22 protein-coding genes are annotated in these 22,971 nt (G+C 41.8%); 19 read left to right on the top strand and 3 right to left on the bottom strand.

Annotation, left to right across the window (positions count from 1 at the left end; all coding sequences use genetic code 11):
- Positions 1 to 6 precede the first annotated feature (6 nt).
- The 3 genes from xseA to OD917_RS05670 all read left to right on the top strand — a co-directional run bounded on the left by xseA (position 7) and on the right by OD917_RS05670 (position 2,681).
- Positions 7 to 1,443 (top strand): exodeoxyribonuclease VII large subunit, encoded by a 1,437-nt coding sequence (xseA, locus tag OD917_RS05680; RefSeq protein ID WP_263522580.1) that lies wholly within the window; start codon positions 7 to 9, stop codon positions 1,441 to 1,443.
- A complete protein-coding gene (gene xseB, locus OD917_RS05675; RefSeq protein WP_111289861.1) occupies positions 1,421 to 1,627 on the top strand; it encodes an exodeoxyribonuclease VII small subunit in 207 nt (68 codons plus the stop codon). The genes xseA and xseB overlap by 23 nt, the downstream gene beginning before the upstream one ends.
- A 601-nt stretch (positions 1,628 to 2,228) precedes the next feature.
- Positions 2,229 to 2,681, top strand: a complete 453-nt coding sequence (locus OD917_RS05670; RefSeq protein WP_263522579.1) for a response regulator — start codon at positions 2,229 to 2,231, stop codon at positions 2,679 to 2,681.
- Between the two features lie 204 nt (positions 2,682 to 2,885).
- Here the strand turns inward: OD917_RS05670 and OD917_RS05665 are convergent, their stop codons facing one another.
- The gene (locus tag OD917_RS05665; RefSeq protein ID WP_263522578.1) at positions 2,886 to 3,206 is read right to left on the bottom strand and encodes a DUF6965 family protein; all 321 of its coding nucleotides are present in this window, start codon (positions 3,204 to 3,206) and stop codon (positions 2,886 to 2,888) included.
- 383 nt (positions 3,207 to 3,589) lie between these two features.
- On the opposite strand from OD917_RS05665, the gene OD917_RS05660 reads away from it, so the two are divergent.
- Complete coding sequence (locus OD917_RS05660; protein WP_411970328.1) at positions 3,590 to 4,060, top strand: JAB domain-containing protein; 471 nt, start codon at positions 3,590 to 3,592, stop codon at positions 4,058 to 4,060.
- Positions 4,061 to 4,376: 316 nt separating this feature from the next.
- On the opposite strand, the gene OD917_RS05655 is transcribed toward OD917_RS05660, so the two are convergent.
- Together OD917_RS05655 and OD917_RS05650 are read right to left on the bottom strand one after the other, a co-directional pair.
- Complete coding sequence (locus OD917_RS05655) at positions 4,377 to 5,561, bottom strand: WG repeat-containing protein (RefSeq protein WP_263522576.1); 1,185 nt, start codon at positions 5,559 to 5,561, stop codon at positions 4,377 to 4,379.
- Between the two features lie 138 nt (positions 5,562 to 5,699).
- Positions 5,700 to 5,993: a hypothetical protein gene (locus OD917_RS05650; protein WP_263522574.1), complete on the bottom strand. Its 294-nt coding sequence runs from the start codon at positions 5,991 to 5,993 to the stop codon at positions 5,700 to 5,702.
- Between the two features lie 309 nt (positions 5,994 to 6,302).
- Between OD917_RS05650 and OD917_RS05645 the strand changes: the two genes are divergently transcribed.
- From OD917_RS05645 to OD917_RS05580, 15 genes are all read left to right on the top strand, one after another.
- Positions 6,303 to 6,695 (top strand): plasmid mobilization protein, encoded by a 393-nt coding sequence (locus tag OD917_RS05645; protein ID WP_263522573.1) that lies wholly within the window; start codon positions 6,303 to 6,305, stop codon positions 6,693 to 6,695.
- Positions 6,680 to 7,957 (top strand): relaxase/mobilization nuclease domain-containing protein, encoded by a 1,278-nt coding sequence (locus OD917_RS05640; protein WP_263522572.1) that lies wholly within the window; start codon positions 6,680 to 6,682, stop codon positions 7,955 to 7,957. Before OD917_RS05645 ends, OD917_RS05640 begins: the two co-directional genes overlap by 16 nt.
- A gap of 31 nt (positions 7,958 to 7,988) precedes the next feature.
- Positions 7,989 to 9,971, top strand: a complete 1,983-nt coding sequence (gene mobC, locus OD917_RS05635) for a conjugal transfer protein MobC (RefSeq protein ID WP_263522571.1) — start codon at positions 7,989 to 7,991, stop codon at positions 9,969 to 9,971.
- A gap of 793 nt (positions 9,972 to 10,764) precedes the next feature.
- Complete coding sequence (locus OD917_RS05630) at positions 10,765 to 10,944, top strand: class I lanthipeptide (protein WP_111289879.1); 180 nt, start codon at positions 10,765 to 10,767, stop codon at positions 10,942 to 10,944.
- 89 nt (positions 10,945 to 11,033) lie between these two features.
- Positions 11,034 to 12,170, top strand: a complete 1,137-nt coding sequence (locus OD917_RS05625; protein ID WP_263522570.1) for a zinc-binding alcohol dehydrogenase family protein — start codon at positions 11,034 to 11,036, stop codon at positions 12,168 to 12,170.
- A 55-nt stretch (positions 12,171 to 12,225) separates the two neighbouring features.
- Positions 12,226 to 14,439 (top strand): lantibiotic dehydratase family protein, encoded by a 2,214-nt coding sequence (locus OD917_RS05620; protein ID WP_263522569.1) that lies wholly within the window; start codon positions 12,226 to 12,228, stop codon positions 14,437 to 14,439.
- Positions 14,439 to 15,329 carry a thiopeptide-type bacteriocin biosynthesis protein gene (locus OD917_RS05615; RefSeq protein WP_263522568.1) on the top strand — a complete coding sequence of 297 codons (891 nt, stop codon included), beginning with the start codon at positions 14,439 to 14,441 and terminating at the stop codon, positions 15,327 to 15,329. Before OD917_RS05620 ends, OD917_RS05615 begins: the two co-directional genes overlap by 1 nt.
- Before the next feature lie 154 nt (positions 15,330 to 15,483).
- A complete protein-coding gene (locus tag OD917_RS05610) occupies positions 15,484 to 16,875 on the top strand; it encodes an alpha/beta hydrolase family protein (RefSeq protein WP_263522567.1) in 1,392 nt (463 codons plus the stop codon).
- Positions 16,876 to 17,002: 127 nt separating this feature from the next.
- Positions 17,003 to 17,686 (top strand): hypothetical protein, encoded by a 684-nt coding sequence (locus OD917_RS05605; protein ID WP_111289889.1) that lies wholly within the window; start codon positions 17,003 to 17,005, stop codon positions 17,684 to 17,686.
- Entirely contained in the window at positions 17,683 to 18,213 is a 531-nt protein-coding gene (locus tag OD917_RS05600; protein WP_263522566.1) for an SdpA family antimicrobial peptide system protein, read from the top strand. The genes OD917_RS05605 and OD917_RS05600 overlap by 4 nt, the downstream gene beginning before the upstream one ends.
- Before the next feature lie 4 nt (positions 18,214 to 18,217).
- Positions 18,218 to 19,153, top strand: coding sequence for a sporulation-delaying protein SdpB family protein (locus OD917_RS05595; protein WP_263522565.1), 936 nt, complete (start codon positions 18,218 to 18,220; stop codon positions 19,151 to 19,153).
- Positions 19,071 to 19,394, top strand: coding sequence for an SdpI family protein (locus OD917_RS22595; RefSeq protein ID WP_111289895.1), 324 nt, complete (start codon positions 19,071 to 19,073; stop codon positions 19,392 to 19,394). The genes OD917_RS05595 and OD917_RS22595 overlap by 83 nt, the downstream gene beginning before the upstream one ends.
- Positions 19,395 to 20,231: 837 nt before the next feature.
- Positions 20,232 to 20,684 (top strand): Hsp20/alpha crystallin family protein, encoded by a 453-nt coding sequence (locus OD917_RS05590; RefSeq protein ID WP_111289899.1) that lies wholly within the window; start codon positions 20,232 to 20,234, stop codon positions 20,682 to 20,684.
- 79 nt (positions 20,685 to 20,763) lie between these two features.
- Complete coding sequence (locus tag OD917_RS05585; protein ID WP_263522564.1) at positions 20,764 to 21,930, top strand: cation:proton antiporter; 1,167 nt, start codon at positions 20,764 to 20,766, stop codon at positions 21,928 to 21,930.
- A 436-nt stretch (positions 21,931 to 22,366) separates the two neighbouring features.
- The gene (locus OD917_RS05580; RefSeq protein WP_263522563.1) at positions 22,367 to 22,942 is read left to right on the top strand and encodes a Crp/Fnr family transcriptional regulator; all 576 of its coding nucleotides are present in this window, start codon (positions 22,367 to 22,369) and stop codon (positions 22,940 to 22,942) included.
- Positions 22,943 to 22,971 lie beyond the last annotated feature (29 nt).

Genomic DNA, 22,971 nt, shown 5'->3' with positions numbered 1-22,971 from the left:
ATTTAAATGGGACAGGACCAGTATATCAGACTCTCACAGCTTAATGACCAGATCCAGGATACGATCAATGCCCGATTTAAGGGCCAGACTTACTGGATAGTGGCCGATATCACCAATCATTCCTTTAAGGCTGACAAGAAGATCCATTATTTTGAGCTGGTGGAGAAATCAGAAAAAGACAGCACCATTACAGCGAAGATTATGGGCAAGTCCTGGGGAACAGGTGCGCTGCGGATACTTGATTTTGAAATAGCAACCGGACAGCGCTTCACCAACAATCTTCATGTGCTGGTGCAGGTCAGCATAGACTTCCATCCGCTTTACGGACTATCTGTAAACCTGCTGGATATCGACAGTAATTTTATGCTTGGCATTCTGGAACAGCAGCGTAATGCCACCCTGGCAAGACTGGTCAGGGAAAATGGCTATATCTGGAAAGAAGGCGAGCAGTATTCTACGCTGAACAGCCGTCTTAAGCTTCCTGCGGTAATTCAGAAGATTGCGGTAATCTCTTCCAGCAGCTCTGCCGGAAATGAGGATTTCCGCCATACGATGGTCCATAATGATTTTGGCTATGCATTCCAGATTGATGATTACCATACTGTCGTGCAGGGAGACAATAATGCAAAACTCTTTCTGAATAAGCTTATTGATGTCTATAATACCGGAATTCCTTATGACGCCATTGTTATTGCAAGAGGGGGAGGTTCTCAGTCCGATTTTCTGATTTTTGACAATTACAGTATCGGCAGGACGGTGGCGAAGTTTCCCATCCCGGTCATTACAGGAATAGGACACCAGAAAAACGTCAGCATCACCGATCTTATGGCGCATACCAGCACTAAGACCCCTACCAAGGCTGCAGAATTCATCATTGCGCATAACCGCAGCTTTGAAGAAGGCATACTCGCATTGCAGCGGACTATTGTGATCAGATCGCAGCAGCTTTTTCTCGGACATTACAGGGAACTCAGCCAGCTGAAAAATGCTGTTTCCTATAACGCAAAAGCACTGGCTGAAAACCATAAGAAGCAGCTCGAGAGGACCAGAGAGCAGCTTGCCAGAAATTCAAGGGCAGTGCTGCATGAAAACCAGAAAAGACTGCTTGTTGCCGCCCAGCAGACCCTTCAGCGCCCGAAGATGATTCTGGCGGAGCGAAAAGGAGAACTCGTTCAGTTGAGAAATGCCATTAAAACATTCAGTAATTCTTATCTTCGCAGAGAGGAGCTTACGCTGGAGCATCATCAGAAGACCATAAAAATGATGTCGCCGCAGAATATCCTTAGAAAAGGGTATGCGATTGTCAGAGTAAATAATGCCATTGCCAGCAGTGGCGAGAGCATAGAGCAGGGGGACGATATCGAAGTGATCCTGAAAGACACCAGACTGATAAGCACCGTTAAAGAAAAAATACAATACAATGGAAGAGAACCTGACTTATGAAAAGGCTTTTGCCGAACTAAGCGCTATTTCAAAGGAAATTGAAAATGAGACCATTTCGGTGGACGAGCTGGCCGCAAAGGTAAAAAGAGCCTCAGAGCTCATTGAGTTCTGCCAGGCCAAACTCAAAGCTACCGAAGCCGAGGTGGGCAAAATCATCAGCAGCATGGAGAATCCTAAAGAATAAAATGTCGTTCCTTATACTAAAATCAAGATTTACGGCGTTATAAGGTAAATTACACTCCGATAAAACGGATGCCTCTGCTGAAAAGTTTCAGGCGTTCCTTATTTATATGCCGATACAAAACAAAGCCCATTGCTTCAGATGAACAATGGGCTTTTGTATTCAAGCAAGTGAATTAAGTTTTTTTTTAGGCAGGGGTATTGCGATACTCGTTTTGGTACAGGATTTTTTACCGTTCTTCCTGATCTTCGCGAGTATTTTTACCAGTAAAAATGTTCTGGGCATTCTGATTGGCCATCGCGTCAGTCTGTTCTGTCTGGTCCGCAAATTTCAGCCAGGCATTGGTATTTCCTTTCATCAGCAGAAAACAGAATTCTAAATGTAAAAAATATGCGGAAAAATATGTTATTGTTTTGATAATATTGAGTATTTTTCGAGATCAGCAGTATTTCCTACAAAAAGAAAAGCTACCTTTATGATCTAGTAACCGCTCGACGGATATAATTCGATTATTTATCGATTTTCAGCTGCCTGTATATTCCGGTATATGGCCTTTGCAGATTTTTAGATTCTTGTCTTCTGCAACTGCATAAAATATTAGGCCATGTTACAGCAAAAGAAGCCGCTCAAAGCCATTTATTTGGCTAATGATGATGCAGATGAGAGAATGCTCTTTCTCAGTGCCATGGAGGAGCTCGGCCTTCCTGTAATCTCAAAGGTATACAAAGACGGACAGGAGCTGCTCAATATGCTTTATCAGGAGAGGGCCAGCCTGCCGGAAATGATTTTTTTGGACATTCATATGCCCGTTAAAAATGGTTTTGAATGTCTGGAAGAAATCCGAAATGCCGAGGAGCCGTTAAGCTGCATAAAAGTGATCATCCTTTCCACGAGCAGCAGTCCTCAGGATATAGATCTATCGTATAAAATGGGTGCCGATTTTTACGCGATCAGGCCCTCCAGTTTTAAGGAGCTTAAAGATCTGCTGCAGGACATATTGGCAATAGACTGGAGCGCGACAGCCGGAAGAAATAAAACAAAGTTTCTTCTTTTCTAAGCCCGTAAAATCAGATGTTAAATGACAGCCCAGCCGGTGAATATTTTTTTTTGCTTTCGGAATTTTTGGGCCGTTTTTTTTGTTTGGCGGTGTTTTTAATTAGAATTTTTCTTACTATTTATAGCTGGCGGCTGCTTCAGGGATAATCCTCGCTGTCGTGCAGGCCAATCTTCTATGGCTTGCAGCGTTTTGCAATGAATAGATCTATACGGCTTCGTCTTCAGCAGGAGCTGCCGGGGGAGTTTCTTCAATTTGCGTGTCCGCAGCAGTTTCTGGAGGGTTCGATTCGGCCACAATCTCTTGTTCAGCCGTCTGCAGCTGGGCTGTTTTTTTCATGAGAATATAAAAATCCCTCAGATGCCACCATGCCGGACAGCGGTCTAGGGGACCGTTAAAGTTTCTGATGCCGATATAGCAGCTCTTAAGGAAAACCTGCGTATCGGTGATCTTTGCCCATTCTGTCCAAGTGACTTCTCTAGGCGGAGGATTGTTCTCAAAATGCCGTTTAATGTCTTCGTAATTCATGCTGCAAAAATAATTGAAAACTATACATCAGGCAAGACGGACTGCGGTTTTGCAGGATATTTGGCGATTGTTTTTCATACCGTTCCGGCACTGTTCTATCATTCAGGCATTTGCTTCCGGTCTGCATGCTGGAATTGATATAAGCGCTGTGTACGGTGCTGCTATCCGTATGCCCAGATCCTTTTGTTCTTGAAATGGGAGGCAGCCGCCTTGGATAGCGCATTATCGTTTAATCCCATCACAAAGTTCGGGCAGGAGCCTGCGGTTCGCCGCAAAAAATTCCCCCATAAATGCAGGACATCCGTCCTGCTTTATTGCGTTGCTTTCTGCGCTCGCTGGCCTCTGCCCGGTGCAGGTGCTGCTATTAACCTTAAATCTGCAGCATCATGAAGACAGAAGAAAACAAAAGCTGGAAAACCGTTTCAGAAATCGATCTGGTCTACAGGACAAAAGTTAAAAATTCCGAGAGACCCCATATTACATCCTCCAGATATGCATATAGCCTTATAAAGGACTGCTGGGATCCGGGCAAGATCGAATTCCTTGAGCAGTTCAAGGTTCTGCTGCTCAACCAGTCCAATAAAGTGCTCGGAATTTACGAAGCTTCCTCGGGAGGCATCACGGGAACCGTGGTGGATATCAGACTGCTGTTTGCGGCAGCGCTTAAAGCAGGTGCAGTAGGCCTGATTATCACGCACAACCATCCTTCAGGGTCGCTGCTGCCTTCAAACCCTGACCGATACATCACCGCAAAGATAGCACAGGCAGGAGAGCTGCTGGACATCAAGCTGCTGGATCATCTGATCATTACAGAAGAGAGCTATTATTCCTTTGCAGATGAAGGCGCTTTATAGCGCCTTTTTCTGTTTTTTATTCTTTTAGGAACAGTTCCAGAGTTGTGGCTTGGCATAGCTTAGAATCCTATAATCTTATTGGAAGATTCTGTAAGCTTTTGGATTTTTATTGCCGTAATTTTGGCTTTATATTAATAGCGATGCTGCACAATCAGCCAGAAAAAGCACAGGGGACCGGCGGGGTTCGTCTGGAGGTTCTGTACAATGATTTAGTTAGTTATCGCATACCATTTCAGGCACCCGCCGGCTGCCGAAGAGCTCCCTATTTTTTAGGGAGTTTTTCGTTTATTGATATAGGCAGGCCTTAGAGCAGATGCTATAAATGTATGGTCAGTGCATCTTTGGTATCCAGTATTCTATAATCGGCAGACTGCCTGTTAAAGAATATGATCTTGCTGTCGTACAATTGATAGTGCCTATAGATAGGCTCTACCATGATTTCGTTTTTGGAATTGATGAGTCCCCAGAGCCCATCCTTGACATACCATGCCCCATCTTCCTGTTCGCCCTGGTAATAGTACATCAGCCCTGAAGGGTTGATTAAAAACAGATCATCCTTAAGCGTCTGTCCGATCCAGCTGTATTCAAAAGGGATGATAAGGCTTCCGCCATGGTCAAATGCACCCCATTTTCCGCCGTCCAGCGTATAGTAGCATTCGGAGCCTTCCGCTTCTTTCGCCTCATAGTCACGGCCCACTTCCGCGTTTCTTTCTTCGTAAGCCAGAATAAACTTTTCGCCTTTAAAAATCAGATCATAAAGCGGGGGGATTATAGTCTTAAAGTTCTGGTCCAGAAGCCCCTGTCTGCCAATCATAACAGTCGGATCCACATAATCGCTGCAGAAGCTTCCGATATCATAAACCGTATAGAAGGATGGGCTGTTGGCAAAATTGACCAGTCCGTATTCAAGGGTATTGACCAGCATGCCATTCTGGTCAAAGATCCTGTAAATGCTGCTTTCTTCTTCTTCTTCTTTAATGATCTGTTCCCTGGCTTTGAAAATTTTTAGGGTTTCATTGTATTCAATTTCCCTGAACTTTAGAGGGATTATTATTTCAAATCTTGAATTGAGTATGCCCGCATAATCGTCAATAGTGGCCAGAAAGCTGTCTTCATTGATGTCTCGCAGGGAATCGTATTGGGCGGGAAGCAGGACCTCAAAGTTTTCATCCAGCACTCCCTTTCTGGTGGTATTATAGCCATCAGGCCTGTCTCTCAGCTCGCTGAAGAAAAGGATATTTCTTTTCGTATTGGACTGGTAGACCGAGTGGTATTTATGGGTGTCAATAAGAACTTCTGCAGTCTGCGAAACTTTCAGCGCTCTTGTTTTATTTCCCTGATCATTGTAAATATTAAGGACAGCGAATCCTCTTGTATCGCGAAATCCAAAGAACTCTCCGTATTTCAGGTTCAGCCTGCTGCAGATGAGATCAAAAAGGTCTCTGGTCTGCTGCATTTCAGCCTGTCTTTCTTCAAATCCTTTCAGTTCTTCGGGGGTCATATATTCAATATTAGCTGTCCAAAAATAGCATAAAAAGCAATATGGATTTAAGCTGTGCATAAACAAAAATAATAGTGCGCTGGGAATAGCAAAAAAGCCGTTAGAAATTTCACGCTAACGGCTTTTTCTTTCTGTTCTCTACTGTTTTTTTTCTGCTCCGAGGAGGGCAAGCTTTTCATTGAGTTCGGTAAGTCCGGCCCTGCTCAGGCAGTCTGCGGAAAGCTGTTTGAGTTCTTCGGTATTCTCCTTTGGAATGCTCTGCAGCAGCAGCGAAACACTGCCGCCATTCTCCGTAATGCCGCGCTCAATCACATGATGGAGCAGCAGCACATTTTTTCGTGAAATCTTCAGATCAATTCTCACCATTTCATTCATGCCAGGGATACTCAGTATGGTATCAAAAACCTGGGCAGCTTCATTTTCTGTCAGCATAATTCAACGTTTTTAAATTAATAATCAGCTCCTGTAAAGATAGGCAGATGCCTTAAAAGCAGCCTATTCAAAATATGGGCATGATGGTAGGGATCGCTCTGCCTTTCATAACTTCGGGCAGGATTTATTTCTGGCGGCAATGATGCCAAATGCTTCTATAGGGATTGAAGACTGCCCGCCTTGCTGCAGTCGGCCAGATGTCCGTTTGTTAAACAAACGAATCTGGCGGCCTTTCTGCTCGGAACTCGCGGGCAGCTGAAGCCTGAAGGGAAAGCATTTTAACGCTTAAAAAAAACGGAGGAAAAGAAGATGAAAAAAGAAATTTTAAACAGGACCCGCATCGCTGCGGTCAGATTTACAGCGGCAGAATATGAGGCGCTTGAAAGAAGATTCAAGGCCACCACATGCAGGCAGATGAGCGAATACTTCAGAAAATGCCTTCTAAACAGACCTGTAACGGTGAAGCACCGCGATGCGTCACTTGATGAATTCATGCTCGAATTTATACGGCTTCGAAAAGAGCTCAGCGCTCTTGGAAATAACTTTAACCAGAGCGTTAAAAAGCTGCACACCCTGCAGCAGATCCCCGAGTTCAGGCAGTGGATTTTAGAGACTGGGCTGCAGCGCGATCGGCTCCTTTTTCAGGTGTCGCAGATCCAGAATCTTGCTGCTAAAATAAGCGGGAAATGGTTGCAGTCATAAAGACGGGGCATTCGCTGCACCGCATCTTCAATTACAATGAAAATAAGGTTCAAGATGGCCAGGCAAAATGCATCGGGGAAGGGAATTATCCTGCTGCAGCTGAAGACCTATCCAGGGCTATGAAACTCAACAGGCTCCTGCATCAGGCGGCCCTGAATGGGAACGTGAAAAGAAGCAGCGTGCATATCTCGCTGAACTTTCATCCGTCAGAGAATTATCCTGCTGAAAAGCTTATGGAAATAGCTGATAGCTATATGGAAAAAATAGGTTTTGGACAGCAGCCCTATCTGGTGTATGAGCATTTTGATGCGGGGCATCCGCACATCCATCTGGTGTCGGTTAAAATAAAGGAGGACGGTTCGAGAATAGACATGCAGAACATAGGGAGAAACCAGTCTGAAAAGGCGAGAAAAGAGATTGAAAAATCCTTTAATCTGGTGAGGGCAGAAGGGCAGGAAAGAGCAGCTGCCCTATCGCTGAAACCTGTGCCTGCAGGCAGAGCGGCCTATGGAAAAATGGAATCCAAAAAAGCCATATCAAGTGTGCTGCAGCAGGTGCTTTACAATTATAGATACGCATCGCTTGCAGAGCTCAACGCGGTGCTGCAGCTCTACAATTTAAAGGCGGATCGGGGCAGCGAAGATTCTAGGGTTTTCAAGTCGGGCGGGCTTGTATACCGCATACTGGATAAGGAGGGGAAGACTGCTGGAGTTCCCATTAAGGCAAGCGATTTTGCAATCAAGCCGACCCTTGCTTTTTTAGAGAAGAGATTTGCTTTAAATGCGTCAGAAATCGCGTTTGAAAAGAAGCGGATCCGCAATGCGGTGGACACTGCTTTTCTGCAGAAAGATATGGATTTGGAAAAGCTTTTTCCAATGCTGCAGAAAGAAGGGATCCATGCCGTGCTGCGGCGCAGCGATGCCGGAGAGCTTTATGGAATCACCTATGTGGATCATGTGACCAAATGTGTTCTAAATGGAAGCGCTCTGGGTAAAAGCTACAGTGCCAAAGGCATGCTGGAGCGCTGCGGCGGCAGTGTGAAAATGGAAGGCGGTGCAGCGCATAAAACCAGCTTGAAGAATGTGAAAGCCGAGCCACAAGAAACGCCCTTTAAAAACCTTTGCGCAAGCGCGGCCGAGCCTATCGCGGCCCAAGAATTGCAGAGGCTTTTAAAGCCTGAGTGGCAGCCGGACTATGCTCCTGCAGCATTGAAAAGAAAACGCGGGAAAAGAAAAGGAAAAAGACGCTCAGATCTGAATTAATCCAAATTATTAACGGTAAAATCGGTCAGCTATGCAGACAGGAGAGAATGAACAGGCGCTGAGAAAAATACTCGATATGACAAGACTGATGGGCATCATTGTACTGATGCTTCATTTTTATTATTGCTGGTATGGAGCTTTCCAGTTATGGAATCTTACAGGCAGTTTTGTGGATACCATTTTAGTTTCGGTCTATAAGACGGGGCTGTTTGGCAGTTTCCATACATCCAAATTTATTTCGCTGGGGCTTCTGGCGGTTTCCCTATTAGGGGCAAAGGGAAGAAAGGACGAGAAGCTGCGGTTTAAAACGGCATTTTATTATGCAGTTTCGGGGCTGGCAGTTTATTTTTTAAGCGGTCTTGTACTGCTTTTTGGCGATGCTGTTCCAGCTAATGCGGTGCTGTATATGATTGTTACGGTTTTGGGGTATCTGATGGTGCTCTCAGGAGGCACGCTGCTGTCCAGAATTATTAAAAACAGGCTGGCTGCCACAGATATTTTCAACAGCGAGAATGAAACCTTTCCGCAGGAGGAGCGGCTGCTGGAAAATGAATATTCGATCAACCTGCCTGCGAGATATTATCTCAAGGATAAGCTGCGCAGCAGCTGGATCAACATCATCAATCCTTTTAGGGGGCTGCTGGTTTTGGGAACGCCTGGTTCGGGCAAATCCTACTTTGTCATCCGCCATGTGATCACCCAGCACATAGCCAAAGGTTTCAGCATGTTTGTCTATGATTTCAAATACGATGACCTTTCCAAGATTGTCTACAATACCTTTGAGAAGTATAAGCATGTCTATAAGGTGATGCCGAGATGCTACTTCATTAATTTTGACAGCATCATGCACCGCTGCAATCCTTTGGATCCGCAGAGCATGGAAGATATTACCGATGCTTCGGAGTCTGCAAGGACCATCCTGCTGGGGCTAAACCGGGAGTGGATCAGGCGGCAGGGAGACTTTTTTGTCGAGTCGCCGATCAATTTTTTATCGGCCGTAATCTGGTATCTCAGAAGATACAATGATGGGGAGTTCTGCACGCTTCCCCATGTGATCGAGCTCATGCAGATCGATTACGACAGCCTCTTTACCCTGCTGCGGACAGACAGGGAAATCGAGGTGCTTATCAACCCCTTTGTCAATGCCTATCTCAATGATGCCATGGACCAGCTGGAGGGTCAGATCGCATCGGCTAAAATAGCCATGGCAAGGCTTTCGTCGCCACAGCTCTATTATGTGCTTTCGGGAAATGATTTTACCTTAGACATCAATAATCCTTTAGAACCGAAGATTGTCTGTATGGGAAACAACCCGCAGAAGATACAGATCTATGGAGCGGTTTTGTCGCTTTATGTGAACCGTCTGGTAAAGCTGGTCAACAAAAAAGGAAAGCTTAAATCCAGCCTTATTTTTGATGAGTTTCCGACAATCTATCTCAACAATATGGACAGCCTGATTGCCACGGCGAGAAGCAATAAAGTTTCAACCTGTCTGGGGGTGCAGGACTTCAGCCAGCTTAGAAAAGATTATGGGCGTGAGCAGGCCGATGTGATTCTGAATATCACCGGAAATATCATCTCGGGACAGGTCACGGGAGATACCGCCAAACAATTGTCAGAGCGCTTCGGGAAGATCATGCAGGACAGGGAGAGCATTTCCATCAACAGCGCCGATACCTCCATCAGCCGTTCCAGACAATTGGAAGCTGCCGTGCCGCCCTCTAAGGTAGCCTCTTTAAGCTCTGGGGAGTTTGTGGGCATGGTAGCGGATAATCCGGACTGCAAGATTGCATTGAAAACCTTTCATTCGGAAATCTTAAATAACCATGAGGCTATGCGGAAAGAGGAGGAAGGCTATAAAGAGATACCTGCAGTCAGAAGGCTGGATAATGCGATGGTCCAGCAGAACTTCAGCCAGATCAGACGCGATGTGCAGGAGATTATCCACACTGAGATGCAGAGGCTTTTGAATGATCCGGCGCTGGCGCATCTGATTGTGGCTAAGAAGAAATGAGCTCTACTTTAAATAATTTCTCTTTTGGGATAATAGATTCTGAATCAAATTTCTTTCCTCCTCTTCATTATTTCGGCGTTTATTAACTGCTATCCGACTATAAAATACAGATATGCCTGCGAACCATATTTTTCGCATCGCTTCTAAAACTCCGAAATCGCATATAATATCAAACTGTTTCATAAAGCTTGATTTAAAATTCCGGACAGCTTTCATGCGCTGCCCAATTAAACGCGCGCGAACTCTTTTATGCAAATGGCACTTTAGCTTTTTGTCTAAAACTAGAGCAGCTTCATTTTATTTAATGCTTACTCGTAATAGGATTCTGAAATGTTAAATTTTTTAAGTTTTTGTTTTGATGAGGTCAGTAAAAGTGGGTATTTCTGTTTTTTTTGATTTTTTTTTGAATAAAATTATCTAAAATATGGGAAACCGTAAGGATTTGAAAAAGATGGTTTTTAAGTTTGTTCTTACAATAATTTAAAAAATAATGAAATATAGAGGTTTCATTATATGAGGCTGGAAGAAAATAATACTTAGATAGTTTCTTTTCGGACTCGTTTAGCGATAGTGGAGCCTTTAGCAGTTTAAGTGCATGTAATCAGATAAAAACTATAATTATGAAAAAAGGAAAGAGATCCGCGCCTACTTAAAATTATTATACAATTGTGCCAATACCGGTAAAAGAATCATATCTTATTTGCTGCTGGCCTAAGCTCTCCTTCTAGAATCTTCAGGAGATGCCTTTTTTACATTTTTTACTTTTTTAATTATTTTATAACACTAAACATCTATGAAAAAAATTAAGCAGAATAAAAAAACTTTAAAACTTGATAAAAAGCAGATTACAAATTTAAGTGCGGATCAAATGGAAATGATTAAGGGAGGAAAGCAGCAGGATCAGCCACAGGTGACTGTAACAGTTGATTTAACTGATACGGGAGGAAGCCTTTTATGCACACTTAGCTTATAGATAGCAGAAGTCTATCTGAATGATTTTTTAGGAACTCTGCGATTTATTCAAAGAGTTCCTTACTGAAGGAAATATTTTAAAAAATTATTATGAAAAGCGTCTCTCTTATAGGCAGTAATATTTATGGCCCTGCAGGCATTAAATTTTCAGGGAACTTTAAGCTTGAGAATGAAAGCATCAATGTAGGCCTAGTTGAAGAAGAGGATCTGTCTTTAGAGCAATCTGCTGATCCAGATAATAGGGTGTTAATTAAAAAAAGGGGGATTTCATGCAATTATAGAGATAAGTCATTGATACTTAAATACGATAAGCAGATTAATGCACTGGCAGAAAGAGGAGAGGCCGGTTTTTCATATATCGGCTCTGAATTTGTTGGGGAGGTTATAGCTGTCGGCAAAAATGTTAAAACTCTTAAGATTGGAGATCGTGTTGTTGCAAATGCGGCATATCCATCTTATGCTAAGGGGTACATCGGCGGTCTTCCTTCGAACCATGCATCAAGAAGAATTGATGACTTTAATGAAAATAAGCTTATTAAAATTCCTGATGCGCTAACTGATGAAATTGCTTCAGCTTTTGTCATCGCCGCATTTACCGCATATTCGATGATTCGAAAAGTGGTTAGGCCCAATATAAAAGTTTTAGTTACAGCTGCTAAATCAAATACATCTTTGGCCGTCATTAATGCTTTAAGAAATTTTCCTGTAGAGGTGTATGCGATGACTTCAAATTTTAGGAATAATAAAATACTTTATGATTATGGAGTAAAAAAAGTTTTTGTGGTTGATCATAATGCTGACAGTTATCTTGAGGCTGATGAAATTTCTGATTTTGTCAATAAAAATGGACTTTTTGATGCAGTTATTGATCCTCTGTTCGATATCCATCTTGGCAGAGCCATAAAATTAATGAATTATGACGGCAGGTATGTCACCTGCGGCTTTTATAATCAGTTTCCGGAATTTTTGGATAATAAATTCCATGCGAGGGATTCTTTTGAGGATATAATGAAATCAGCTATGGTTAAAAATATCTCTATTATAGGAAACTGTATAGGGGTAAAAGAGGATTTTGACCTAGCGCTGGAACATTTCCTTGCAGGTAAATTTTCAATCCTAATCGATAAAGTCTTTTTTGAAGGCGAAGAAAAGGAATTTTTTGATTTGAGCTATAACTTTAAAGACAGATTGGGCAAAGTGGTCTATCTATACGATAAAAGGCCCTAAGATTTCAGCTTGAAACCAGAAATGCAAAAAAGTAATAGTTTCCAATTTTAATCTCATGGAAAAGAATAAGTATAATTTGTGCGATAAATTTGTTTTGAGGACTCCTCTTCTAAGGTTTGATTCAGATTTTTTTGCAGCATTAAAAGAAGAAGACGTAATGTCGCTTCTTGAGGATGAAATAATTTCGGAATCGATTTATCTGGCATCCTGCGATCTATTGAATGAAGCAAATAAACAGATTGGCCTGAACAGAAAACTAAGTAAAGAAAGCCTATCTGCCTTTCTGAAATATTTTTCACGCATGAGTACAAGATGCACTCCGTTTGGATTATTTGCAGGAACAGCTGTTGGAAATTTTGACGATGAAGCGAGTGCTCCAAAGCTGGGAAAGCTTAAAAACTATAAAAAGCATGTCCAACTGGATATGAACGTAATTTTTTCCATTTTCCAGCTGATCAATCAGAATAAAAAGATTAGAAAAAATTTTACGTATTATACAAACACCACTATCAATTCAGGGGCATATCAAGATCGATTGACGTATGTTGAATATGTATACAGAAATGGCAAGAGGAACCATATATTAAATTCCGTAGCAAATAGTCTTTATCTGCATCTGGTTTTAGCAGAAAGTGAGGGCGGTTTGAAATTTAATGATCTGGTGAAATTGCTTGCATCAAAAGATATAGATAAAAAGGAAGCCCGCAGATACATTAATGATCTTATCGATTCACAGCTCCTAGTGAGTGAATTGGAACCTTTTACAACTGGAACCGAGCCGCTGAAATTCATATTAGAGAAGATCAATGGCATCATCGAATTAAAGGATCTGCATGAGAGTCTAAACGAAATAGACAGCATATTAGAGGATGTGAATAGGGCATTTTCAGACAGATTCTGCAGTGTTGAGCATTATTTAAGGGTACAGGAGATTTTGGACGGCCTTGATATAGCATATGATAAAAAACATCTATTTCAAGCTATCCTCACTACAGTTTTAGAAGAAAGAATGCTGTCTTCTAAAGTTCAAAAGGAAGTTTTGAAAGGAATAGAAGTATTGAACAGATTGACAGTAAAACAGTCAAATGCAAACTTAGAAACTTTCAAGAAGGAATTCTACGATCGCTATCAGGATCAGGAAGTGGTTTTATCAGAGGTTTTGGATATTGACAAAGGTGTTGGCTACTGCAATACTTCGACGAAGACCGATTCTCCGCTGCTGGAGGGGCTTTATTTTCCTGCGGGGTCCCAGAAAAGACCGGTTAAATCACAATACCTGCATGATTTTTTTATGAATAAGCTATCTGAGGCGTCCTTTTGCAACGAGAGAATAATTTATCTATCGGATAAGGATTTGGAGAATTTCGAATTAAACTGGGAAGATCTTCCGCCAACCATGTCTTCGCTGGTGGAGATTTATGCAAAAGATGATTCTCAAAACATATATGCGATCACAAATTGTGGAGGAAGTTCCGCCGCCAATCTATTGGCTCGGTTTTGCAACTCAAATTGTGAAATATCAAATTTTGTATCGAATGAAATTATTAAGGCTGAAAACGATTTAATTGATGAAAATTTTATACTCGCGGAAATTAGCCATTTGCCTGAGTCTCGAGTTGGCAATATTTTGCTGCGGCCGCAATTTAGGCAATATGAAATTCCATATCTGGCCAAATCAAATCTGCCGATTGGCAGCCAGATATTTATAAAAGATATTTGGGTTTCTCTTAAGAATGATACAATTTGCCTATATTCAAAAAAACTGAAGAAGCATATCATTCCGATATTGACAAATGCACATAATTATAACAATCCTTTTATGGTTTCTGCCTATCGATTTTTATGTGATGTCCAAAATCAAAGCGGAAGAACTTCCATAGGCTTTTCTTGGGGGCCGCTTTCTGAAAATTTCATTTTTCTGCCTCGTGTGCAGTATAAAAATATTGTTATATCTAAAGCATTTTGGAACTTCAAAAAATGCCACATAGCACACCTGTATGATTTGGAGAATGAAATGCTGATATCTGAAATTCACAAATGGAGAGCAAAGTACCATATTAAAGAGGAAGTGATCATCAAAGATTTTGATAATAAATTGTACATCAATTTTAATAATAGGTTATATATTGAATTGTTCCTTAGGGTATTAAAAAACAGAGATAATTTTATAATCGAAGAGTTTTTATATAGTGAATTCAAGTCTATAGTCAGATCGGATATGGGGATCCATACCAATGAATTTATTTTCCCACTTTATAAAATCAACTAATGGAAATTCAGAGAAAGTTTATTTTAGGGGACCAATGGATTTACTATAAAATTTATCTGGGTGAATTTACATCTGATCTTATCCTGGTAGACTTAATTAAAAGTCTGGTTGAGCATCTGCTGGAAGCAGGCATTATTGATAAGTTTTTCTTTATTCGCTATAATGAAGGCGGACACCACTTAAGAGTGAGATTCCATTTGGCTGGCAAAGAAAAAATTATTCATCTGATCATGCTTTTTAACGAAGCTTTTAAAGAAAGCATGGAAAAAAACTTTGTTTCAAAGATTCAGGCTGACATGTATGATCGCGAACTTGAACGCTATTTTGATGAATGCATTATTTTTTCAGAAAACATATTTTACCATGACAGCATTGCCATTTTAGATTTTCTAGCCCTTATGCGAAAGAAGAATCTGGATGAAAATTACAGGTGGCTTTATGGAATCTATATGATTGATTTTTTAATAAAAGATTTTGGATTCAATATGAATGAAAGGCTTAAAATCATTGAGTCGCTTAATGAATCTTTCAGCAGGGAGTTTAGTTTGGACAAGAGGCTTAAAGATCAGCTGGATGCTAAATTCCGAGCGGAAAGGGAAAAAATAAAAAGAATGCTGAATGGTGAAAATGGCGATTTTCAATCTCGATTGAAATTGAAATCGCGTCATATTTCGTCGGATATTGCTGATTTAAAATTAAGGCTTGGCAGGGACGAACAGATTAAAATTCTGGCCAGTTACATTCATATGTCCTGCAACAGATTGTTTAGGGGCAGCCAAAGAAAACATGAATTTGTCCTATATCATTTTTTATGGAAACATTACAGGTCCGAAGTTGGAAGAGCCAATCATCATAGCAAATCTCCAAAATCAAATGAAAGCCTTCTTTGATCATATAGCAGATATGGATTATATGATTAGTGATCATTAAAATTGCGTGAGAAAAATCTTTGTAATACATGGAAATGATTTAATTGTTAATTTAAGAAAAATACTATATTTGGTTTTTATTGCCAATAGAGGAAATTCATAACCCAAATCTGAAATGAAGAAAAAAATATTGCTGCTGCTGAGCTGTATCACTTTCGCAGCCAGTGCCCAACAGATCAGCGGAAGCTGGGCCGGAACCCTTAAAGTGCAGTCTTCTTCCCTGAGGCTGGTATTCCATATCTCAAAAACGGAAGCAGGCTATTCAGCATTGATGGACAGCCCGGATCAAGGGGCTTACGGGCTGCCGGCTGGCAGCGTCACTTTTACCGATCCGTCTCTTTTAATCGAAGCCCCGGCGATGGGAATTATCTATAGGGGAGAACTTAAAGATGATCATATCACAGGAGTGTTCCAGCAGGGAGGGCAGAAATTTAATGTGGATCTCTTCCGCACTCAGACGCAGGGGGCCAAAGAAAGGAAAAGGCCTCAGGAGCCTTCAGCGCCCTATCCCTATTATACGGAAGAGGTTGTTTTTAAAAATGCAAAAGAGGGCATCGAGCTCTCGGGGACACTCTCACTTCCCAAAAAAGAAGGAGTTTTTCCAGTTGCAATCCTGATAAGCGGCAGCGGGCCCCAAAACAGGGATGAAGAACTGATGGGGCACAAACCTTTTCTGGTGCTATCTGATTATCTTGTGAGAAAAGGGATAGGCGTACTGCGCTATGATGACCGCGGCACCGCCAAATCAGGCGGAGTATTCAAAACGGCGGTCACTGCTGATTTTGCCCAAGATGCAGCATCGGCAGTGGAGTACCTGAAAACCAGAAAGGATGTCAATAAAAACAAGATAGGGCTTATCGGACACAGTGAAGGAGGCCTTATTGCGCCGATAGTGGCGAACTCATCAAAAAACACAGCTTTTATTATCCTGCTGGCTGGTCCGGCAATATCTGGAGACCAGCTGCTTCTAAAGCAGCAGGAGCTTATAGGGAAGGCTTCAGGGAAAAGCGAGGCGGAGATTCAGAAATCAAAGTCAGAGAATGAAAAAGCTTTTGAGATTGTAAAAAAGTATAGTGATCCGGCAGAATTAAAAACTAATATGACCCGATACATCAGCGAAATTTCCCAAAACGATCCTGCTAAGCCTGAAGGGATTTCCCAGAAGGATTATACAGAAGCGCAGGTTGCAAGAATTCTGACCCCTTGGATGGCCAGCTTTATAAGATATAATCCTGAGCCTGTGCTGGAGAAGGTGAAGTGTCCTGTCCTAGCTTTAAACGGGGCAAAGGATCTGCAGGTGGCGCCAAAAGAGAATCTTGATGCCATGAGTAAAGCGCTGGGCAAAGGAGGCAATAAAAATATTGCCGTTAAGGAGCTGCCAGGCTTAAACCATATGTTTCAGGAATGCTCCACAGGACTGCCAAGCGAATATGCCCAGATCGAGCAGACAATTTCCCCTTTGGCTCTTAAAACAATCTCTGAATGGCTTGATTTATATATTAATTAAGAAAAATACTAATTAATTTATGTAAATTATAAGTTTTTATTTATATTTTAATTTTTTTTATTTGAATATTATTATATATTCGCAGGATAATTCCTATTACAAATAATAACCTAAAAAAATTATTTAAATGAAAAAAATCAGAAAATTTTCCAGCAGTCCGCTGGCCATTATCCTAGTGGCCATGAATTTATTATTTGCCAGCTGTTCCAGCGACGCGGCTTCATCTGCGGGCGATCAGACAGCAGCCAAGCTCAGCGGCGAAGAGCTTTTTAAATCCCTAATATTTGCGGATGGTGAATTATCAGAGGCAGTTCCGGCGCTGAAAAGCGCATTTGACATGGGCGATCTTACTGCAGAGCAGAAAGCAAACTACAAGAAAGCCGAGCAGGAGGCTATTGCCTATCTTAAAGCAAAAGATGCGGCATATTTTGAAAAATTCCAGAAGCAGATCTATTCAAAGGATCCTGAAACTATTCTTGCGAGCATCAAAAAGGTCGCTGGGGACATAAAGCCGCTTATTGACAGCAAGCTGGCGGTGTATAACCTATCGGTTGAAAAAATCAGTAAGGAGTATTACCAGAAAAACGCAAAAAATGCCCCATTGTCTGCAAAAGTGCAGGTAGAGGCTTGCGGGGTATGGGCTCTGGCTGTGGGTGTGGTAGTGGTTGCAGTGGCTGTTTTCTATGTGGCTGCAATCTCAGAGGTTACCTTCGGTCTTGTAGAGCCTGTTCCTCCAATTACAGAGGAGGCTATTGCCCTGCAGGTTGCTGAAGGAATTGATGGGCTTGAGACACCGATCGGACTAGAATGAGAAGAAGCTTTTTAAAGATAGCCTATTTCTATTTTCTGGCGGCAGTATGCTTCTGCATAATCGCATATCTTACGGTTTTGAGCGTAAAGCCCAATCCGATAACGCTGCGCTACGACCTGCCGTTTAAAAATACGTTAAATGCCCTTGCCCCTCAAGGCTGGGCATTTTTCACCAAAGACGTTAAAAAGGATTATTTCAATCTTTACACACAGGACAGAGTGGAATTTCAGCTAAAGGCTTCAGGCACCGAACAGTTCTTTGGGTTTAAGCGCGACAACAGAATCATCAATCATAAAATCGGCAGCGTGCTCAATAATGTGAATGCCAAATACTGGTATTCGTTTAAGGGCGATCCCCGAAAAGTGCCGCAGGACTCCCTTACAAAACTCTCCATAAAGATAAGCCCTCCGATGGTTTACGGAGTGTTTCTGGTCGAAAAGGGGAAGCCTCTTCCATATGAGTGGCACATTTCAAAACTGAATGTACGCCAGACCATGGATTATGTATTGCTTGAAATAAAAAAATAAACGCATGATTTTAAAACAACTCAGCGCAGCTGAATCATTTGTCAATAAAAACTGGTGGTCAAACTGGATGGGCCTTAGCAGGACCATTATGGCATCATCGCTCATTTTAACGCTGCTGTCCAACAGCAGGTACACGCTTTTTTTTACGGGCTATCAGAATGAGACTTTCCATAAGTTCACGCATTATGAATTTAATTTTTTCTCTTTCTTCAGTGATTTTCGGACCGGCATTGCCTTCGCTGTGGCAGGTCTCCTGCTGGCAGCCTCGGGAATCTATCCGCGTTTCACCTGCGTGCTGCACTGGTTTATAGCCTACAGCTTCAGCATCACATCAACCTGCATGGACGGAGGGGACCAGGTATCAGCGATACTGGCCCTGCTTTTAATGCCGATCTGCCTGCTGGATAAAAGGAAATGGCACTGGTCAGAGGATACCGCTGTGCATTCCTTTTTCGCCAAAGCCACAGCTGCAGCGGCTTTTTATCTAATGTCTTTTCAGATATTTGTCATCTACTTTTTCGCTTCAGTGGGAAAATTTAAAATAGAAGAATGGAAAAATGGAACTGCCCTCTACTACTGGTTTACCCAGCCATTGTTCGGTGTGACTGATTTTTTCAAGCCTTTTATTGAAGTGATTCTCAGCAGTCCGGTGCTCACAACGCTGCTTAACTGGTCGGTTCTTGTCATTGAATTATTGATTGCTTTCAGTATCTTTACAACAGATGCAGAGAGAAAGAAAAAGATTGTTTTCGTAGGCATGCTCTTTCATTTTTTCATTGCGCTTTTTATGGGCATAATCAGTTTTTCATTCGTAATGTGTTCTGCCTTATTATTATTAATCTCTAATACAGCTAATTATGAATTCAGAAATGCTAATCTGCCTAGTGCTGCTTTTGATTTCAGGAGTCTATTATTTCTTCCAGCCAAAAAAGATAAATAGGTTTTACGGCTATAGAAGCAGCAAATCAATGAAAAATCTTTCTAACTGGCAGTATTCTAACAGGCTTGCAGCCATAGTGCTATTTTGGATAGCGTTATTCAATTCCATATTTGTTTCAGTTATTTTCCTTTTAGGCGGAAGCCTGAACAAAAACATGTTCGGGATTTTTTTAATTGCCCAATTTGTTTTCATGTTTTTTTACATAGAAAGAAAGATCGGAGAATATGAAAAGAAATTATAAATTGATTTGCAAGAAGTGCTGAAGCAGCATGTAAAGCCCTGTAAGCCGCAAGATTTTGACTTTTTTTATGTTTGGGCATCGATGTAGTGCTTTTGGCAATGCATCAGATATGCTGGCGGTTAGCTATTGCATAAAACATTTGCAGATTATCAATGATTTATAGTAGTATCGCATAAAAATTAAAACAGCCCGAAGGCTGTTTTTTTATTTTATAATCTGTTATATGCCAGATGGTTTATGGCTGTTTTCTTTTTAGGCTGTTTTTGCTTATTGATTGTTTTTTTTAGACTGTTTTTTTTAGACTGTTTTTTTTTCATTTGGCTGGTGACAGGGATACTTATTATAGAGGGGGAGCTTTCTGATAGCTGTGCTGCAATTTAAATTTATGGGGAAGTTTTAGTTTAGGCTGCTATCCGTTTTCAATCGCAATAAAAGCAGGCCAAGCTAGCGGCCAGCGTATGCGCGGTGCGCATAACGGACTTCGGCTTCTTTGTCCGCCCTTCTGGGCTTATAGCACCACTGCATCCTTCATGCCCGCTGTTTCTGCGCTTTCTTTTTTTCCGTTTTTTCTGGGGAGGTACTTGGAATTTATGGGGGTCATCTAAAAGGTAAAGATTTTTTTGCAAAAGGGATAATGCCTTTTTGCGTAAGCCGGCTATGTGTTTCTTTCTTTCTTTCTTTCTTTGTAAAGCTAGGGTAAAACTGACATTTTTTCGTTTATGGAAACTGAAAAAATGTCATTTTTTTTCTCTGGCATAATTTTGGTTTTTTTGTCCCTGGCACTGCAAAGGCAGTGTATGTTCAAAAATATTGTATAACAATTAAAAGTAAAATGTTATGAATCTTATCAAAAGAAATGCAAACCAGCATCGTGGCCTGCAGCATACGTTTTTTGATGACGTTTTTGGCCGCGAGCTTTTCAATTGGGAAAACAAAAATTTTTCTACAACAAGCACCACCCTGCCATCGGTAAACATCAGAGAGACTGCAGAGCATTTTGAAGTCGAAGTGGCCGCTCCAGGCCTGGAGAAAGACGATTTCAAAATCACCCTTGACGGAAACCTGCTGACTATTTCTTCGGAAAAGGAAAACAAGCAGACCATCGAGCAGGAGAATTTTACCCGCAGGGAATTCAGCTACCAGTCTTTCCAGAGAAGCTTTGAGCTGCCTAAAAATGTGGTGGACGAAGAAAAGATCAGTGCACGTTATGTCAATGGCCTGCTTCATCTGTCCATACCCAAAAAAGAGCAGGCGAAGCAGAAGCCGCCTAGAATGATTGAAATTGCCTGATTTCTAATCGATTATTTTACCTTTTTTATTTTAAAGCTGTCCCGAAGGGCAGCTTTAATCATTGCAAAAAGCTATAATTATGTTTTCGGACTTATTTTCTGCCCTGGCCGTGCTCTGCTTTGCTGTGCTGTTGCTGATACTGGTGCTGCGCCGCTTCAGGCAGCCCTATTTTATTGCCTATATAGCTGCGGGCGTGCTTTTGGGGCCAAAACTTCTGAATATAATTCCTGATCCGGCAGTGGCGGCGGAATTGGGCGAAATCGGTATTGTCCTTCTGATGTTTTCCATTGGAACCGAGATAGACCTGCACCATTTAAGCCAGCATTTCTGCAGGCCCTTTGCAATAGCTCTGGTCCAGGTCCTCTTAAGCGCCTTATGCATGTATGTCTTGGGAATGCAGTTGGGATGGCCAGCCAGTAGGATTATATTATTATCTTTTATCATAAGCCTCAGCAGTTCGGCTATTGTATTTCAGTATTTGCAGAGAACCGGCGAGATTAAAAGCCAGTTGGGGATTATAACATGCGGTGTGCTGCTGATGCAGGACATACTGGTTGTGCCAATGGTCTTATCGCTAAATTTCATTTCAGGCAGCAATACCTCTTTTTTGGAGCTTGCCAAGGTCAGCATAGGCGGCATGCTCATACTGCTTTTTTTGCGGTCAGCCATCAATAGGAGGATTTTTAATATTCCCATGAGAAGAGAGCTTATTGCCGACCATGATCTGCAGGTATTCATCGGCTTCTGCATATGTTTTGGGATGGCCTGGGTCAGTTTCTGGTTTGGGCTCTCGCCAGCCTTTGGAGCCTTTGCAGCTGGAATTGTGATCGGGCAGGATAAGGCAACGCGCTGGCTTGGAAAATCGCTGATTCCCTTTAGGGTCTTTTTTATGGCATTTTTTTTTCTGGCCATAGGACTGCAGCTTGATGTTGGATTTTTTGCAGCCAATGCCGGCACAATTGTCTTGGTAGCTATAAGCGTTCTGATAATCAATAGCTTGATCAATAGCCTGCTTTTTAAGCTAAGCGGAAACGGCTGGAGGGACAGCATATATGCTGGCGCGCTATTGTCGCAGATTGGCGAATTCAGCTTTGTGCTGCTTACGCTTGCCGCTTCTCTTGGGCTGGTTGGAGATTATATGCATCAGATTACTCTTGCAGTGATTACCTCCACCATGCTTCTGTCAAGTATCTGGCTGGCCATCATCCAGAAGCTGATCTATAAGCTGCCGTCTCAAAAGGCTTGAACTGGTCCGGCCATTGATTAATGCTCAAACCGCTTTGGGCTTGCAGGACAGTATTTCAATAAGGGTTGAAAGCTCTCAGCAATGAGGGCTTTTTTTAATTTTTGTTATTTAGTCTTTGATTTTATTCCTTTTTTAATCGGACTGTTTTTAGTATGGTTTTGTCTGCCGAAAGGTAGGGTTGCCGGAGCGGTGTTGCTATTCGGATGGGAGATTTTGACTGCTTGAGTTTTTTGCTCTTAATTTAAAATTCACCTAATGCTATCGAAACATTTTGCAGACAGGAGCTTATTGTGTTTATTTATGTGAATTTTGATATATTGCAGGTTCAGTTTTAATTGTCGGCTCTTTATCTGTCATGCGCCGCATCGAATTATATGGTGCAGCATTAATGCATGCGGCTGCCGTAATCCTGCCGCATTTTTGTTAAATTTGCGCTATGCATCATCAGCTTCTCCAACTTATTGCACAATCGGTGGAAATTTCCGGCAGGGAAAGAGATTTGTGCGCACAATATTTTGACCGGGTCGTGTGTTCCAAAAACAGTATTTTGGAAGAATCCGGAAGAATTCCCAAGTATTTATATTTTGTCGAATCAGGCTTTGTCCGTCTATTCCATTATAATAATAAGGGGGACGAGGTGACTACGCACATTAACTGCCCTCCCGGTTTTATAACATCCTATTCTAATTTTATCACTCAGACAATTTCAGATGAAAATTTGGAATGCATCACAGATTGCGTGCTTTTACGGATTGCAAAGGCAGATCTTGATTTGCTGATGCGCCAAAGTCCGGGTTTTAGGGACTTTAGCATTTTAGTGTTTCAGCAGTCATTGGCCTATAATGAAAAGCGCTCTAAAGATCTGGCGGCGCTCACTGCCGAGCAGCGCTATTTAAAGCTTATTGATGAGCGTCCGGAGGTTCTGCATAATGTCCCAATGCAGCATATCGCTTCTTTTCTAGGGATGAATCCTAAAAGTTTGAGCCGCATCCGAAAGCAGATCATTAGGTAACATTTGTGAAGCGGATTTAAATGGGCAAA

Origin of the sequence: Flavobacterium sp. SH_e (assembly GCF_025717045.1) — a bacterium.
Lineage (GTDB): Bacteria > Bacteroidota > Bacteroidia > Flavobacteriales > Flavobacteriaceae > Flavobacterium.
Note: the sequence above shows the minus strand (reverse complement) of the source record. Positions and strands in the feature narration are given on the sequence as shown.

Bases quoted from the DNA above. Each gene is read 5' to 3' on its own strand.
- xseA (WP_263522580.1), top strand. From the start codon at position 7: ATGGGACAGGACCAGTATATCAGACTCTCACAGCTTAATGACCAGATC.
- xseB (WP_111289861.1), top strand. From the start codon at position 1,421: ATGGAAGAGAACCTGACTTATGAAAAGGCTTTTGCCGAACTAAGCGCT.
- OD917_RS05670 (WP_263522579.1), top strand. From the start codon at position 2,229: ATGTTACAGCAAAAGAAGCCGCTCAAAGCCATTTATTTGGCTAATGAT.
- OD917_RS05665 (WP_263522578.1), bottom strand. From the start codon at position 3,206: ATGAATTACGAAGACATTAAACGGCATTTTGAGAACAATCCTCCGCCT.
- OD917_RS05655 (WP_263522576.1), bottom strand. From the start codon at position 5,561: ATGACCCCCGAAGAACTGAAAGGATTTGAAGAAAGACAGGCTGAAATG.
- OD917_RS05650 (WP_263522574.1), bottom strand. From the start codon at position 5,993: ATGCTGACAGAAAATGAAGCTGCCCAGGTTTTTGATACCATACTGAGT.
- OD917_RS05645 (WP_263522573.1), top strand. From the start codon at position 6,303: ATGAAAAAAGAAATTTTAAACAGGACCCGCATCGCTGCGGTCAGATTT.
- OD917_RS05640 (WP_263522572.1), top strand. From the start codon at position 6,680: ATGGTTGCAGTCATAAAGACGGGGCATTCGCTGCACCGCATCTTCAAT.
- mobC (WP_263522571.1), top strand. From the start codon at position 7,989: ATGCAGACAGGAGAGAATGAACAGGCGCTGAGAAAAATACTCGATATG.
- OD917_RS05630 (WP_111289879.1), top strand. From the start codon at position 10,765: ATGAAAAAAATTAAGCAGAATAAAAAAACTTTAAAACTTGATAAAAAG.
- OD917_RS05625 (WP_263522570.1), top strand. From the start codon at position 11,034: ATGAAAAGCGTCTCTCTTATAGGCAGTAATATTTATGGCCCTGCAGGC.
- OD917_RS05620 (WP_263522569.1), top strand. From the start codon at position 12,226: ATGGAAAAGAATAAGTATAATTTGTGCGATAAATTTGTTTTGAGGACT.
- OD917_RS05615 (WP_263522568.1), top strand. From the start codon at position 14,439: ATGGAAATTCAGAGAAAGTTTATTTTAGGGGACCAATGGATTTACTAT.
- OD917_RS05610 (WP_263522567.1), top strand. From the start codon at position 15,484: ATGAAGAAAAAAATATTGCTGCTGCTGAGCTGTATCACTTTCGCAGCC.
- OD917_RS05605 (WP_111289889.1), top strand. From the start codon at position 17,003: ATGAAAAAAATCAGAAAATTTTCCAGCAGTCCGCTGGCCATTATCCTA.
- OD917_RS05600 (WP_263522566.1), top strand. From the start codon at position 17,683: ATGAGAAGAAGCTTTTTAAAGATAGCCTATTTCTATTTTCTGGCGGCA.
- OD917_RS05595 (WP_263522565.1), top strand. From the start codon at position 18,218: ATGATTTTAAAACAACTCAGCGCAGCTGAATCATTTGTCAATAAAAAC.
- OD917_RS22595 (WP_111289895.1), top strand. From the start codon at position 19,071: ATGAATTCAGAAATGCTAATCTGCCTAGTGCTGCTTTTGATTTCAGGA.
- OD917_RS05590 (WP_111289899.1), top strand. From the start codon at position 20,232: ATGAATCTTATCAAAAGAAATGCAAACCAGCATCGTGGCCTGCAGCAT.
- OD917_RS05585 (WP_263522564.1), top strand. From the start codon at position 20,764: ATGTTTTCGGACTTATTTTCTGCCCTGGCCGTGCTCTGCTTTGCTGTG.
- OD917_RS05580 (WP_263522563.1), top strand. From the start codon at position 22,367: ATGCATCATCAGCTTCTCCAACTTATTGCACAATCGGTGGAAATTTCC.